The sequence below is a fragment of the Aliidiomarina sedimenti genome (assembly GCF_003986955.1).
Lineage (GTDB): Bacteria > Pseudomonadota > Gammaproteobacteria > Enterobacterales > Alteromonadaceae > Aliidiomarina > Aliidiomarina sedimenti.
This window is the reverse complement of the sequence record NZ_PIPN01000003.1, coordinates 323,499-338,920: the sequence shown is the minus strand read 5'-3', so window position 1 is coordinate 338,920 and position 15,422 is coordinate 323,499. Positions and strand designations below refer to the sequence as shown.

Annotated in this window: 9 protein-coding genes; all 9 read right to left on the bottom strand. The window is 50.8% G+C overall.

Annotated elements, in window-relative coordinates; all coding sequences use genetic code 11:
* Nucleotides 1-7 precede the first annotated feature (7 nt).
* Nucleotides 8-1,294 (bottom strand): lipopolysaccharide biosynthesis protein, encoded by a 1,287-nt coding sequence (locus CWE12_RS08545; protein WP_126789273.1) that lies wholly within the window; start codon nucleotides 1,292-1,294, stop codon nucleotides 8-10.
* A gap of 54 nt (nucleotides 1,295-1,348) precedes the next feature.
* Complete coding sequence (locus tag CWE12_RS08540) at nucleotides 1,349-2,518, bottom strand: nucleotide sugar dehydrogenase (RefSeq protein WP_126789272.1); 1,170 nt, start codon at nucleotides 2,516-2,518, stop codon at nucleotides 1,349-1,351.
* Between the two features lie 16 nt (nucleotides 2,519-2,534).
* Complete coding sequence (locus CWE12_RS08535) at nucleotides 2,535-3,482, bottom strand: Wzz/FepE/Etk N-terminal domain-containing protein (RefSeq protein ID WP_126789271.1); 948 nt, start codon at nucleotides 3,480-3,482, stop codon at nucleotides 2,535-2,537.
* Nucleotides 3,483-3,986: 504 nt separating this feature from the next.
* Nucleotides 3,987-5,354 carry a hypothetical protein gene (locus CWE12_RS08530; protein ID WP_126789270.1) on the bottom strand — a complete coding sequence of 456 codons (1,368 nt, stop codon included), beginning with the start codon at nucleotides 5,352-5,354 and terminating at the stop codon, nucleotides 3,987-3,989.
* Nucleotides 5,355-5,461: 107 nt separating this feature from the next.
* The gene (locus CWE12_RS08525; RefSeq protein WP_126789269.1) at nucleotides 5,462-7,174 is read right to left on the bottom strand and encodes a glycoside hydrolase family protein; all 1,713 of its coding nucleotides are present in this window, start codon (nucleotides 7,172-7,174) and stop codon (nucleotides 5,462-5,464) included.
* 133 nt (nucleotides 7,175-7,307) lie between these two features.
* The gene (locus CWE12_RS08520; protein WP_241984175.1) at nucleotides 7,308-8,669 is read right to left on the bottom strand and encodes a serine hydrolase domain-containing protein; all 1,362 of its coding nucleotides are present in this window, start codon (nucleotides 8,667-8,669) and stop codon (nucleotides 7,308-7,310) included.
* A gap of 123 nt (nucleotides 8,670-8,792) precedes the next feature.
* Nucleotides 8,793-9,938, bottom strand: coding sequence for a cytochrome-c peroxidase (locus CWE12_RS08515; RefSeq protein ID WP_157981949.1), 1,146 nt, complete (start codon nucleotides 9,936-9,938; stop codon nucleotides 8,793-8,795).
* Nucleotides 9,932-12,622, bottom strand: a complete 2,691-nt coding sequence (locus CWE12_RS08510) for a TonB-dependent receptor (protein ID WP_157981948.1) — start codon at nucleotides 12,620-12,622, stop codon at nucleotides 9,932-9,934. The genes CWE12_RS08515 and CWE12_RS08510 overlap by 7 nt, the downstream gene beginning before the upstream one ends.
* Nucleotides 12,600-15,275: an Ig-like domain-containing protein gene (locus CWE12_RS08505; RefSeq protein ID WP_126789266.1), complete on the bottom strand. Its 2,676-nt coding sequence runs from the start codon at nucleotides 15,273-15,275 to the stop codon at nucleotides 12,600-12,602. Before CWE12_RS08505 ends, CWE12_RS08510 begins: the two co-directional genes overlap by 23 nt.
* Nucleotides 15,276-15,422: the final 147 nt, after the last annotated feature.

The window sequence follows — 15,422 nt, the reverse complement described above, 5'->3', positions numbered from 1 at the left end:
ATTATATCTACTTTTGTATAGCAAAAATTTTAAACCAAGGCATGCTAACCATCCGGCTAGCAACCAACCATGTCACGATCCATTGGACGAACTTGCTAATACAGTAAGCCCAAGCAGCGCCGATAAGACCTGCATAACCGATCAAAACGAACAGCAAAGCGACATTTAACAGCCCGCAAAAAATTGTAATCGTCGATAATACTCCAGTATTTTTAGAGTAAAAAAGGTAATTCGTTACCATCAAGTAGCCACCGTGAAACGCTTTCGCTAATATAACCCAACCAATCAAATTAGCAGCGTCAGAATAATCGCGACCAACAATTAAAAGAAGGACGTCACCCGCCACAATAAACCCTAGGAACGCACCAAATCCGAGAAGACAATAATAAGCATAAGTTGCTTTCACTATCATTAACTTTTCGTTGATTTCATTCCGCTTCAAACGTTCATAAAGCCATGGAACGAATGATTTATTGACAGCATCAAGTATAATACCTGCAGCCATACTTAGTTGGATTGCCACCATATATATACCAGCTTGATCAAGCCCTAACTCTGAAGTTATCACTACCCTGTCGACAGTGTTCAATAAGAACATTCCTACGATATGGGGTATCAGTGGCACACCGAAATTTAAAGCTTCTTTTGCCATATCAGGCCGCCAAGCAAACTTTATCAAACGGTCTTTAAACAGTGTTAAAATAGATATAATTGCAAAAACGAAGAACGTTGATGATATAGCTAGAATTCTTCCTGATGCTCCGAGATAAAGCACCACAACAAAAAACAAAGTCAAACTAACATTCGCTAGTGATTGACTGACTTGGTGCACACCATACCTAGCTGCCTGTTTACTAACCTGCCATTGACCAAGTCTTAATTTATTGATAAAACCTAAAGCCGCAACCGGAACACCTATAATTAGCCATACATATGAAATGTTTAACATTTTACTCAGGTAAGGCCCAAGAATTACTACAATCCCTAGCATAATCAACGAGCTGACCATGAGAATCGAAAAACACATAAATATGTATTTAGCTAACTCGTCAGCGTTTTCATCAATATCGAAATACTTCCGATTTGCAGCTCCGTGCACACTAAGTCCACATAGAGCGCCGATAAGCGATACCCAAACTAAAAACATAGCAACTTCGCCATACTCAGCTGGTGATAAATATCGTGTGAGGACAGGCAGAAGCAGAAGAGGAATAGCAGCGTTCATAGCGCTTGCCAGTAGGTAAATTGCTGACCCACGAAACAATTCATGATTTGCTATTTTTTTTAGTAACATTACGGCGTTTCTGACCGCGTAAAATCAAATATTAATTTATAAATCTGTACTAAATTAATCACTGTTAAATAAATCTCTTGTATAGACCTTAGCCGCCACATCATTCAATTCACTTGCTAGTCTATTTGAAACTATCACACAACTTTTAGACTTGAATTCATTAATATCTCGGATCACTTTCGAATTATAAAAAAGGTTATCTTTAAGCTCTGGCTCATAAACAATGACCTCTATACCTTTCGCTTTGATCCGCTTCATTACACCTTGAATTGCTGAAGCTCGGAAATTATCTGAGCCAGATTTCATTACGAGACGATAGATACCGACCACTTTTGGCGCTTTAGCGATAATCGCATCAGCAATAAAATCTTTACGAGTACGGTTGGCATCAACAATGGCTCGCATAATATTCTGCGGTACCTTTTCAAAGTTCGCTAGTAACTGCTTGGTATCTTTAGGTAAACAATAGCCCCCGTACCCAAAGCTAGGATTGTTATAATGATTACCAATACGCGGGTCCAACCCCACCCCTTCAATAATCTGGCGACTATTTAACCCGTGGACTTCTGCATAGGTATCCAACTCATTAAAATAGGCAACGCGCATTGCTAAGTAAGTATTCGCGAAAAGCTTGATCGCTTCAGCTTCAGTGCTGTCGGTAAATAACACTGAAATATCCTTTTTTATGGCGCCCTGCCTCAGTAACCTCGCAAATGATTCTGCTCGTTCGCTTCGTTCTCCGACAATAATTCGTGATGGATACAAATTATCATAAAGGGCTTGACCCTCACGAAGAAATTCCGGCGAGAAAATAATATTGTCCGTTTTAAACTTCTTTTTTAATGACTTCGTAAAGCCCACGGGGATTGTAGATTTGATAATCATGACTGCATTAGCATTAACTTTTAACACTTGATGAATCACTGATTCTACACTTTTCGTATTAAAATAGTTTGTTTCCGGATCGTAGTCAGTTGGAGTGGCAATGACAACAAACTCAGCATCCTTATAAGCCTCTTCACCATTCATCGTTGCGTTTAGGTGCAGTGTTTTACTGCCAAGAAAATCTTGAATTTCGGGGTCCGAAACTGTCGATTTCTTGTCATTTATCAACGCTACCTTCTCTTTGACAATGTCAACAGCAGTCACTTGATTGTTCTGTGCCAACAACACTGCGTTAGAAAGCCCGACATAGCCAGTGCCGGCCACTGCGATTTTTTTCATTTGACTACGCCTTAACTTATGCAGACTTATCTTTTGTTATTAGATTCAGAATTAAAACAACAATCAAGGATAAGAAGCCACCCAAGAATGTACCCACAATTGCAATAATCGCTCTTGAAGGCTTAGCTCGTTGTTCAGGTACAACTGCGGGATCAACCACTCGATAAATGTATTCTGGCCGCACATTTGCCAGCATAATAGTCTGAGTTTGCTGTTCCATTAGACCCGAAAATATCTGTTGCGTGCTGCGTAACGTAGCGTTAGTCATTTCACGCTCTATGTATTCCATGCTTCGTTGGGATTCTTCAATATCGCGCTCACGCATTTCATTGTTAATGTCCTCAATCAACCAATCAACCCACTGTTTTGCTACCGTCGGTGAACGGTGTTCGACTTTTATTATCGTAAGTGGCGATTCAGTTCCTTGTTCTACAATTAACAATTCTCTAAACGCATCAACCAACTCCCAACTAGAGGGTTCGGGTTGCTTTGGAGGGTCAACCTCACGTAACCAATTACCTGTTTCAGGATTGTAAGCATCGCGATCTATAATCAACTCGCCACTATTTGCGTCCCATTCTTTCACCGCAAGTAACTCAGGCTGAATTTTGTGCCGGACAATGAATTCACTAAGAAACTTACGCGACTGCAAGATTTCCATCGCTATAATCGCGGGGGTTATCTGGTTTTGCCCCATATTCAACCCCGCTAAGCTTGCAAGTCCCCCTAACTGTCCATCCATGTCACGCAAACCACCTTGAGCTTCTTCAGTCGGTGCCAGCTTAGCTTCCGCCGCGTAAATATTAGGTAAGCTCAGCGCATAGATAACTGACCCCACGGCAAATGCAAAAGTAATCGCGATGATTATCCATTTACCTTTCCAAAGGATCGCGAATAACTCGCGTAAGTCGATTTCATCATTCTCACTATGACGCTGCGGGGCATGTTGATATTGCTCTGTCATGGGTTCGCTTCCGTTAGAAGTTGCTTTTTTATTTGATATTGAGTTTGGCACGGTGCTGTTGTCATGTCTGACAAGAACGCTTGTCACAAAGCATCCTATAGATTTCAGACACGCTACCGCCCCTAGGTTAAGGCTCCCAATATGCCTGCGTAATGCTAAAATTTGTTAGGCGTAGCAACGTAAAAAGCCCCCGCGTACAAGTACGCCGAGGCTCGGTAAACCTATTTAGCTGATAGCTGGTGCTTTATTATTTGCTTTTAGATTCTTACGCTTTTTGTCAGCCTGCGCACGCCTGAAAACTTGCATACTGCTTTTTATCCTTCTTCCTTCGTGCAAGTGCGTTACGATTTCACAAATCCGATCTGTGTCGCTACTAACTGGTTTTTACGTCCTGCCAAGGGGTAGAAGTCTACCTTAGCTGCGTAGTTGCTTCAATTGTTAATGTGCTTTGATGCTAGTTTGTTTAAGGCGTTTGCGAGCCCTGCTTGCTAAGCAATTTTCCAGTTATCCAACCCCATGATGACGTAACAAAATCAAATTTACCAACAACGACTCTGAGACGACATAACTGCTATTGCCGAGAGTGAGTCGAACCGAAGTTTCACGAGGCCGACCTTCGGTTTTGCTGTTAAGTGATGCGTACACAGTGTCAGCCCGAACCAATAGATAAGACTCGTTTTCATTCAGGTCGATAGCCTGAATATCATGCGACTCGTTTTCAGATTGTTCGTTTGTGGTCCGCTCATGACCTTTTTGTAAGGTTCTGACATGTGCGGCATCCCAGGGCAACTGATAGCTGAAAAATAGCTCTGGCTTACCACAACGACGCAGCTCTCTGGACATTCCCAGAAAACATGCTGATTGAAGCTCCAGCCGCAATGATCTGATGTCTTCGGGAAACGCCGTCAAATTCGCTACCGACAACTGCAGGAACGGTAATTCTTCGCTAGTTTCCTGGGCGAGCCAGGCCAGTGGAGTATAGACATTTTTCGTGTCGTCGAAACAGGTTGGAATATTACCAGCACCACTCACGCTGGGCGATAGTTGTCCTTTGAATACATTGGTAGTTTTCTTTCGCACCGGAATCAGTAGATGATTATCCGTAGTAAGCATCAAACAACTCAGTCCAACGTGGTTCTCCGCTATTGCAACATCAGGATTGTGCAGTGCAGGACCTGGCTCAAGCACATCGCGATAACTTAAGCCCCCTGGCAACCTTGCCTCCGGCAACATATTGGTCGCCAGGTAGCTGTAGTAATTGGATTTGCGAAACCGCAGTGTCAGTTGCTCAGCCGATGGTTGTATGTTTTTCAGCGACAATGTCAGCCCATTGTAATCATGTTTTTCAAGCGCGTTGAAGCGCCTTAGCGTTTGATCCAGAGCGTGGTCAGCGACAAACCACGGCAATTCGTACCACTCGTCATCCAACTCAAATTTTACGTCAGCGATACTCAGAGGCTTTGAAGGCAGATACTGCAAAACGCTTTGTGAAAGGACCATTTTGTCCTGCCGTCCCTCGGCTACATTCTTTGCTGTCAGCCCAACTTTTGCGTTGGCCGAAGTTTTATCCAGCCACAACCATCGGTTCTGCTCTGCCGCGTAAAATTTAAGGTAGAACCCGGTATCCAGCGAATAACGGGTTTTCTCGCTTTTCGAAGAGTTCAAGTACAAAAAAGTGATAGCAGCCTGAATTAACAAAAACTGCACGAAATCAGCCAAATATGTCAGTGTAACGCCGCCGGTTACCTGGTCGATAGCACCACTAACAGTTCCCATCAGCCCTAGCACGCCATGCACCAGCACAACCACCAGCAATGCAATGCGCAATTTTGGCCGCGCAAACACAATCCCCAAATGTTGAGTAACCGTCATCTTCCACTCCTGATTCAACGTTCAAGCGCGGGGCTTGAACATTGAATTTTTTTCAATTAAAAGCATTTAGCTACACTGCTGCGCAACCTTAACTTTCCAAGAACAGCTTAGATATACCGCCCATACATCAAGAACCCAGTCAGCGAGTGCTGGGTGAAGTCGACCTGGATGTTCCAGTGCGCGGTTCTGCACTGAAAACCACCTTCGGCGCGTTCCGGGTTCTTCAGATAGGTACTGTTGATGCTGTCGAAGCGGAACTGCAACTGCAGTTTCAGGCCTGCTTCAATCGCGGTTCTTAGTGTCGCTAATCTTTCCGCGTCTTCGCCAGCGCGGCTTAATAGTCTGTAGCCAGCCAGCATTCCTTCGCACATGCAGGCGGTAGCGGTAATATTCAGTGGGTCCTGGAAGCCCCCTATCCAGTCCGGCACGTTGGCTTTCTTGTGCTGGCTGTAGGTGATCGCCTCCAGTAATCGCTTGCAGTGGTCAACAAATTGCTGATGCGGCACAACCTGATAGAGTTCGTTCAGGCCGTATAACAACCAGTGGTCTCGTTCCAGCTCTTCAATCGACTTATCGCCATCGCGCACCTCTATGAGCCATTTGGCGGCGCGGTCGGCGCTGTTTAACCACTTGTGGTTGCGGTCAATTTTATACAGCTCCATCAGCCCAAGAATCGCTTCGCCGGGGTAATAGCCTGATATAAACGGGGCTTTTTCGACTGTGTCGAGATACGCCTTATGCAGAGTAAACTCCCCATTCGGCGCCTGAATGGCGACGATCCAGTCGGCTAATTCACGCATGACCGGCAGGATATCGCGTCGTCCGAGATATTTGTACGCGGCTGCCATCGCCACCAGCGCCAGCCCGTTGCCGCCAAGTTTTGCTTCGTTTTCATACGCGATAACTTTCAGCCTTGGGTAGTCTGGCGAGAACGCCTGCACGGTACTGAGCAGATAGTCCAGCGCGCGGTTACAGGCACCATGCAACTTAACGGTTGGTGCATCTTTGTAGACCTGCAGCATCGACCACAAACTGCCAGCGTGACGCAGGATATTGTAGCCTTTCAAAACCCGGTCATTGGCGGCATCGAACAGGTAGTTCATCTGGCCGCTGTCGGTGGTATGGCGCGCCAGATAGTCCGCCCCGTCTTTGGCAACTTCACTGGCAAACTCCGGAGTTAGCTGGGGGTTTACCACGTGGTTGCGTAGCAAGGGTAAATTGGCGAGCTGACCTTCGCTGGTTTTCAGAACCAGGCGACTTAGTGTGCTGAATATCCATACTTTATTGCTGTCAGGGTTGTTAATTCGTTGGCCGAGCCGAGCCCGTATTTTTGCCCGATTCAGATGACCTTTGAGGCCAACAAAACCTTCGCGCATGCTCTCTTCTGCCAGCCAGGCCTGATCATAGTTCTCCAGAATGACACCTACCAGTGAGCGATCACTGACAATTGGAAGCCCCTGTTTTACCCGCGCCTCGTCAATTGGCACGACATCCGCCATGATATCGACTTTGACCCGTTCGATTTTGCGTCTGGCGGCATTGTTGGCTTTATCGGCTTTTTCGGTGCCTTGGTAGGTAACCCGCGCTTTATCCAGCGCCGACTGTCCCGCCTGGGCCAGGTTCATCGCCATTGCCGATGCGGTGGCATAATGCCCGCGTTCATCCGCTAAGGTGACAAACACCACCCGCATATTCATGCTTTTTTGATCGTCTTTTAACACCTGCGGCATCGCATAGTTGTCATCCGCCAATGCCTTAATCGCCAGCCAGTTCGACAACCCAACCACCAGCGCCTCGTTCAACCCCGTATCAAGCTTCATCTCAACTCTCTTAATATATCTTCCGTGTTCAACCTCCCGCTAACCTACCATAAATTCAACATTCGAGCGCGGGGCTTGATCATTGAATCTGCCGCCTGAATTCAACATTCAAGCCCCGCGCTTGATCATTGAATTACCGTTGAAGCAACCAATCTGCCAATGCGGCATATGCAGGTAAGGACGTGGGATCTATCAGGCTGTTGCTAGCCTGGGGGAAGGAAGCGAAACGCACGATCACCATTTCAGCGGTGGGGTCTACGTAGATAGTTTGCCCGTGTACGCCACGTGCGGCATAGGCTCCGTTTTCATTGTGCAACACCCACCACATGCTGCGGTAACTGGCGCCAGGCAAGGTACTGTATCCAGCTTTGGCAAAGGCTTCTTGATTACCGCCGCCCTCAATTGACGCTACCACATCAGCCGGGAACACCTGGCGATCGCCGGCTTGGCCTTGATTCAGCATCAACTGACCGATTCTAGCCAGGTCACGTAACCCAGCACTTAAACCACCGCCAGCAAACGGGGTGCCGAGCGCATCCACCGTCATGTAGGCGTCTTGTTCTGCGCCGATATGCTGCCATATCCGTTCTGATAATAGGGTGCTGACAGCGTCGCCACTTGTACGGGAGATAATCCAGCCCAACGCGTCTGAGTTTACGGTCCTGTAACCGAACGTCTCGCCGTGTTCGCCGTCTTTTTCTACCGTTTGCAGATAATCAAAATAGCCATTCGGTCCACTGTAATCAGCAGGCTTCGGCAATGGACTTGCTGCTCGCGAATACTGCCAGATATCGGCATTCGGGTCGGCGTAGTTTTCGCTCAACTGCAGCGCCGTTGTCATATCCATTACCTGCCGCACTGTGGCGTCACCAAACGCACTGCCGGCAAGTTCAGGCACTACTGTATCGACCCGAGCAGTGTCATCCAACGTGCCTTCGGCGACCAGAATCTCCGCCAGTAGCCCGGTTAGCGATTTCGTCATCGACATCGCAGCGTGCTGTCGGCTTTCATCCAGGCACCCTGAATAGTACTCATACACCACCTGCCCCTTATGCATGACCAGGAGGCCATCGGTGTAATTTGCATCCAGCGACTCGCGCCAGCTCATTTCAGTTTCGCTATTGAGTGGGGTAAAGGTCAGGTTATTGATTTCATCGCGCAGTATCGGGTTAACCATGGTCTCCACGTCGGTTCCGGTCCGCTCTTCAGCTGCGTCTGGCATTGCGTAGTCCAAAGAAGAGGGCGCAGCTAATCCGCGTGACACTTGTGTGGTCGGCATCAGTTCACGAATGTGACACACCGTCCAGCGCAATTTAGGAAAACTAAAAAAGTCAGATTCCGGCTGCATAATGCGTTTATCCACCGGCGGCGGGAACCCCTGCATCCAACCAAGCTCTTGTGGGTCCGACTGCTGCGCAGTCATCTGCTCCGCCAATGCCACCACCGCAACACCACTCGCCAGCAACGTTCCAACCACCCAAGCTAATCGCTTCATACTCACCACCTAATATCATCACCTACTAATGATAATAGACCGAATTCAACGATCGAGCGCGGGGCTTGATCATTGAATCTGCCGCCTGAATTCAACATTCAAGCCCCGCGCTTGAATGTTGAATCACAAGGTTTGCAGGAAGGCGAGCAGCGCCTGCTCTTCGTCGGGGGTTAAAGGGAATTGTTGCAGTAGTTCGGAGGTGACGGGGAACAGCGGGTCGTCGACCTGCTCACCTCGTGGCCGCGGTCTTGCTCCGCCGTGGCTGTACATGCGGATAATACCGAGCAGGTCGTTAAACAGCCCGTTATGCATAAAGTGGCTGCGCTCGCCCAGGTAGCGTAAGGACGGCGTACGGAATTTGCCGACGTCGCTGGCTTCGCCGCTTATCAGGTAATGGCCCAGATCTTCGTGTCGTCGACCATAGTAAGTCAGGCCGATATTGTGCAGTCGCTGATCTGACAGCAAAACCCCGCTATGGCATTGCACGCAGCCGGCTTTACCACGAAACAGGTGCAGGCCTTCTATCTCCTCAGCGGTGAATACCTCAGCCGCCGCCGCGTAGTCCGAGGCGGCCACCGCACGCATAAAATGGTCGAACGGTCGCTCGGGCGCTTCAATACTGCGCATAAACTCCGCTATCGCACGCGCAATATGCCACCAACTGACGTCTTCGCTGTCGGTATTATTTGCTTCAGCAACATGACCTGAACCACCATCGCCGAAGGCCACTGCCGCAAACTGCTCAACATAACGCGGTTGGCCACGCACATACTCCACCGCCGCCTCTGTACTATTGTTCATTTCATGCGCCGCGGTCAGTGGCTGCTCCACCAACGCTTCCAGGCTATCCACCCGAGCGTCCCAGAACAGCACGTCCCAGTGTTCAACTAAACGCAGCATCGGCGTGGTGCGCTTGCCTAATCGCCCTTCGACACCGGGCGACAGCTTGTCGCTATCGGCAAAGTGCTGCTCAGGCCGGTGGCAACTACCACAGCTGACGCTGCCATCGCCTGATAGCCCCGGGTCAAAGAACAGCTGCTCTCCAAGTTCCGCTAACAACGCATCAACCCCCGACGAATCGGGCACGGCCCGCACATCATCTAAAGCCTGCGGATGCAAAGGCGGCCACGCATCCTGAGCCTGCAGGTAGTCTGCGCTGCTAAAGCCATCTGCAAACTGCCGTACATTAGCACCACTTTCAGCTTCAGCGGCAACCGCCCCGGCCAACACCCCAAGCAATGCAACACCACAAACAAACCGCCTTACCACCGTACATTCACTCCCAGCCAGAACTCCCGACCCACTTCGATTCCGGCGGCCCCCGGTGACACCAGGTGAGTACGCTGGTTAAACAGGTTATTGATTTCCAGGTTCAGCGCCGCGCTCCAGTCCTTACTCAGGCCTAAGCGGTATTCCAGCCGCGCATTGGTGCTCACCCGGGCAGGCCGTTCGTACTCGTCGAACAACGGGTAGGTCAAATTCTGCAAATCACAGTCGTCACACACGACGTCGCCGCGCGACATCTCGTACAAAATGCCGGTATCAATGACCGATTCAAACTCGCCGACATAGGCCAGGCTCAGTGTTGAGCTGAATGCTTCCAGCCAGCTTGCGTTCCACACCAGGTTTGCGGTTAACGGACGGCTAAAGTCCATCTGCCGCCGGGTCAGGTCGTCGTAGCTCATCAACTGGTACGTCGTCCCCGCTTCATCACCCACTTCAATTTGCCGCCGCAACACCACCAACTCGTCTTCGGGTACGCCCAGCACCGTGTCGTCATACGACTCTGCACTGCTTTCATTGTCGGTGTAATTGATGTTGAACGTCAGCGAATGGTTCTGCCACGCCTGGTTAAGCGACAGTGACACCCGGTCATGCCGGTTCGAGCCTTCATTGGTCTGGTACAGATAGGTGTAACCATCAATATACTCCTGCGGGCCTCGGGTGATCTGGTCATAACCCCGTCGCTGCACGTAGCGCAGCGTCAGCATAGCGTTGTGCCAAAGCCGCTGGTTAATGCCAACACTCACCTCGTCACTGTAAGGCGTGCGCACGTCATCGAACCGATAGCGATAACGAGCCGCCGACGACGAGGTAATCCAGCCCGCTACCTCACCGTTGCTAATAGGACGATACTGGGTCAGGTAAGGCCGTTGCGCCTCACGTAACTGATAAGTCACTAAATTGGCCGCATAGTAACGATTGAAGCCGGCATTCAGCCGCGTCATGTCGTTGCCAAACAGATCCCAGGAGGCACGGGTTCGATACGCCAGGTTAAGGTTCTCAAGAAAATCGTCATAGTCACTACGACCACCAAGCGTCAGTTGCAGGCGCGGCCAGTCAAAATGGTACTCTGCATAGGCGTTCGCTTGATTCAGTATCACTTCGATGTCTTCGCTGAGGTACAGCCGCCGGTAGCGCATGAACTGACCACGTGTCAGTAAGTTATCCTGATACGCCTGAATATGGTCAGGGTTGCTAAAATCAATTTGCCCGCCCAGTTCTGCCGCCAGTTCGTCCAGTGACATACGGTAGCTTTGCTCGATACAGTCCAGGGTCTGCCCGCCACACTGCACACTGGCGTCGCGAAACGGAGCGGAATAAACCGCCGATGTCTGTGGCCGCTGGCGACGCAGTAGCATACGCTCAACACCGAGCCCAAGTTCAAAGCTGTGCCGCGCCCCCAGCCACTGAGCATCCAGCTCGCGACTAAAGTCCGTTGTCGCCGACCAGCTGGTCTGGGTTTTATCCAGATCGCCGTAACCGCCTTGCATGCTAAATGGCGGCGACCCCTGATCAATACCCCAGTCTTTTCCCGCTGCCCGATACCATGGCAAAAAGACATTCGGCGCCTGACGGCTGTTTTCGCTCTGGCTCCAGGCCAGTTTCGCCTGCCACTGCCCACCCCACAACGAGTTCCATGCGCCCACACTTGCCCGCATGCCGCCGCCGTCGAGGTCGAATTCTGAGTCCAGTACGTCTTTGATCAAATGACGCCCACTATAGGGTGAATAGCCCAGATTAAAGCGCAAGCGGTCGAATAGCATGTCGTCCAGTTGATAGCTAAGCGATGTACTGACTGACTCGCGCTCGGTTTGCACCGCTTTATTTAAACTGATGTCGGTAATGGTTGAAGTGGTGCGGGCCACCGACAGCATTAATGACTGCCGGTCGCTGAGCTGGTGGCTCAAGCTGAAGGTAAGGCTTTCCTTATCGAATTCGGGTTCACGCGGCCAGTCGATCTGTTGCGCCGCTGCTTCAGCGTCTTCGTTATAGCGACGGTCGTCAATGTAATGATAGCTGCCCCACCCGCTGTTCGAACGCCGGTAATCAAGGGTAAACGTCGGTGCCGACTGCGCATCGCGCAACTCCATGTCGACGACACCACCGTTAAAGGCGCCGAAGCGCGCTGGCACATTGCTGTCGTACAGGGTGACGCTGCCAATCAGCTCATGGTTAACAAAGGACGCTTCGGGGTGCCCCTGGACATCGTTAATCGCGGTCACTGAGCGCCTGGAACTACCAGGGTCGAGGTACGAGTTGTTGTCCAGCCCGTCAAGCACAAACGAGGTCTGCCAGGGTTGTGCCCCGGACACTGAAATCAGCTGGCTTTTGATTTCGCCTTGCCGATCTGCACTTAATGCCCCTTCGGCACCCTGCACGCCCGGTAGAAACAACAGCATATCAGTGACATTGCCGTTGCCTTTCAGGGCGTTGTCGAGAAACTCACGGCTGAGGGTAAAGCTGCCCTCAGCCGTGGTGGTTTCCGGCAACCAGCGTCTACCGCGTATTTCAATCCGTTCGATACGCGGGTCTGTCTCAGCGTCAACTTCCGTCGCACTGTCAGTGGTTTGTGACGCCTCTACCTCTTGCTCTGACTGCGCCAACCCCGTACCGCAAAACATCCATGTCAGCCCCAGCAGCGAGGCACTAACCCAATGGTTGCGGATCATCTTCATCCTTCACCCCATCGCCGTCTGCGTCGTCATCCAGTTCGATATCGGTCTCTGCCAGTTGCTCAGTGGTAGCTGATACCGCGAAGAAGTTGGCGCGGCCATCCAGATCCGTGTCCACCGTTGCGATTACGCTAGCCGGAAAGTCATCCTGCACTGCCTGAATTTCCGATATCAGCGCATTTAGCTGCAGGCGTTCTGCATCACCAACGGCCAGCGACGCCGCGACCTGCTCGGCTTTGCTATACAGACGGGCTGCACTGAGTGCCTCCACCAGCTCTTCGCTGAGTCCTTCATGTTCGGGCTCTGGTTGTGCCATCACCTCAGCAGTCAGCGTATCCAGCAGATTCCCGCTAAGCTGGTTCAGCTGTTGCATCCAGCTTTGGTACTCAGGCTGGGTATAGGCGTGGGAGCGCAGCTCCACCATTAGTGAATTAGTAATATTGTAAATACTGGTCTTCTTGGACAGGCCCGATACATTCTCCAGCTCCGTCAGCACCGCCTTGATCTCACTCGGGGTCGTTGTGGGTGCCAGGCTAAGCTGGGCAAAGCCCTTTTCAGCAGCTTCCATCGCATGCTCGTAGCTTCGTGCCCGCGCCATCAGCTTCGCCAGATAAAACCAGTCACCAGCTTTACTCAGTGCGCTTTCTTCACTTATATCCAGCTGGTAGATAGCCTGAGGGTACAGACTAATCGCATCTTCTACCCGGTCGACCAGCAGGTAGGTGCTGATCACGTTGTGTATATTCGCCACATGTTGCGCTGAGGCGTTGCCAAGCAGGTTTTCACAGGCTGCAGCGCGCTCACGCGCCAGCTCTTGGCTGACATCACGATAGATAATATTAATCACTTTAAAGCAGCCGCTGGAGCCGGTTAAATACTGCGCCGAATGCCCTTGCTCTGTAGCAAACAGGTTTGAGTTAACAATATCAAAGGCAGCATCTACCGCCGCGTCCGCCTGCACGCTGTAACCGAACCGGCGCAGCAGGCTGCCGAAGTTCGGGTTGCTCGAACCGGCCTCAGTCAGCATTGCTATCTGGTTGCGGGTGCTGCCGTCGTAGTAAGCCAATAAGTCGTTGATGACAGTCGCTACTGGCTCGCCTTCCATGGTTCGCTTGAGGAACTGCATATCCTCGATCACGGCCAGCGCCCTGTCATATTGATTTGAGTCCACTGCTTCGAGTATATCGAGCGGGACATTAGTATCGGCATCCGGATACAGCAAAGCGAAAACACCCGCCGCGTCTTTTAGCGGAATGGCATAATCGCGCAGGGTAATATCAGCATAAGGCAGCGCCTCGAACTGATAATCAGGGTCGTAATCGGTGGCCTGATAAAACGAGATAGTATAAGCGAGCTGCCGCTTAGCCGAGTCACTGTCGCCAATAAAATAGTACAGCTCTGTCGCCCAGCCACTATAAAGCGGCGCGATTTTGAACAGGCGTTCGTCATCCCGGGTGGTTTGGTACCCCGTCTGGGTCACCGCATACGAAATTTGGTCAATAGCCGCTAACGCGCTCTCGTAGTCACGTGACAGGCCACTCGTCAGGGAGTCTTCAGTACTACGTTGTGCCGCTGCGCGCAGGCCCTGAATAATATAGCCACTCGCATTCAGGTATTCACCACCGCCTAGGGCATCAACATACGACCGGGTTTGCCTGTCTATTTGCTCAACAAGCTCGTCATCACCAGCTTCGAGCGCTCGGATGCGTAAGGTCCAGTAAAAGCTGCCGTTGCCGTTGGTCATGTTTTCGATGCCGTTGTCGAGCACCATCTGAGCGTGAGTCGTTAAGGCCTCGCGTCTGAACTCAGCGGCGTGTTCCGGCTCGTTGCGTCTGTTGTAAATGGTAGCCAGGTCAGCCAGCGTGTAGGCCCGGTCTTCCTGGCCTGTAATCCGTGCGTCGAGCAGGCGCTGCATTTCACCATCCATGCTGCCATACAGATAGCCCTCGGCCAGCCGCTGGTAGCCCTCAACCGTATCCCGGTCTGAATTGATTTGCTGCAGTCGTTGTTCCGCCTGCACCAGATGGGAGTGACGCGAGTGATAGTAATACGCCGCCTTTTCCTCATTACTGCTATATGCCGGCAGCAAGGTGACGGTTTCAATAACCGGGTCATTCACGTTATCTGAAATAGACACGGTGAAGGAGGCATTGGGTAGCGCCAGCTCGCCAAGCTGGTAGTCGAAGCCCCCGCTGCTGTTGAGGCTAAAATCACCCTGCTCTGGTGCTTCGATCACTTCAAACTGAATGGGGTCGTCATCCTGATCATAAACCTCGAGCTGACCACGGATCTCACGGTGGGCGACGACTTCGATTTGCGCGTTGAGTAACTGCGGCGGCTGATTAACCGCTACAACGCTAAACGTCAGCGTATAGATTGCCTCGCTGCCTTCAACCCGCGCGCTGTCGGTGCCACGGAACGACGGCTCCGGCGTATAGGTCAGGCTGTCGCTGGCTACCTGCAACTGACCATGTTGCGGGCTTTCTATAACACTGGCAAATTGCCCCAGCGCCAGACTTTGCTGCCATTGCCCGCCCTGGTTCAGCTCCGCACTGATCGCCTCTTCACGTAACCCCGAATCATCAGAGTTACAACCAGCCAGCACCAGCAACGCCGCTGCCGTTACCCATACCATTCTTATCATTTTCATTATCGATCCATCCGCGTTTTCAAACCCAATATGAACAGGCCGCGGATCTTATCGATAATCATTCTCATTATCAATACCTAGATTCAACATTCAAGCGCGGGGCTTGATCATTGAATTCAGGCGGCAGATTCAACGTTCAAGCCCCGC

Bases quoted from the DNA above. Each gene is read 5' to 3' on its own strand.
- CWE12_RS08545 (WP_126789273.1), bottom strand. From the start codon at position 1,294: ATGTTACTAAAAAAAATAGCAAATCATGAATTGTTTCGTGGGTCAGCA.
- CWE12_RS08540 (WP_126789272.1), bottom strand. From the start codon at position 2,518: ATGAAAAAAATCGCAGTGGCCGGCACTGGCTATGTCGGGCTTTCTAAC.
- CWE12_RS08535 (WP_126789271.1), bottom strand. From the start codon at position 3,482: ATGACAGAGCAATATCAACATGCCCCGCAGCGTCATAGTGAGAATGAT.
- CWE12_RS08530 (WP_126789270.1), bottom strand. From the start codon at position 5,354: ATGACGGTTACTCAACATTTGGGGATTGTGTTTGCGCGGCCAAAATTG.
- CWE12_RS08525 (WP_126789269.1), bottom strand. From the start codon at position 7,174: ATGAAGCTTGATACGGGGTTGAACGAGGCGCTGGTGGTTGGGTTGTCG.
- CWE12_RS08520 (WP_241984175.1), bottom strand. From the start codon at position 8,669: ATGAAGCGATTAGCTTGGGTGGTTGGAACGTTGCTGGCGAGTGGTGTT.
- CWE12_RS08510 (WP_157981948.1), bottom strand. From the start codon at position 12,622: ATGATCCGCAACCATTGGGTTAGTGCCTCGCTGCTGGGGCTGACATGG.
- CWE12_RS08505 (WP_126789266.1), bottom strand. From the start codon at position 15,275: ATGAAAATGATAAGAATGGTATGGGTAACGGCAGCGGCGTTGCTGGTG.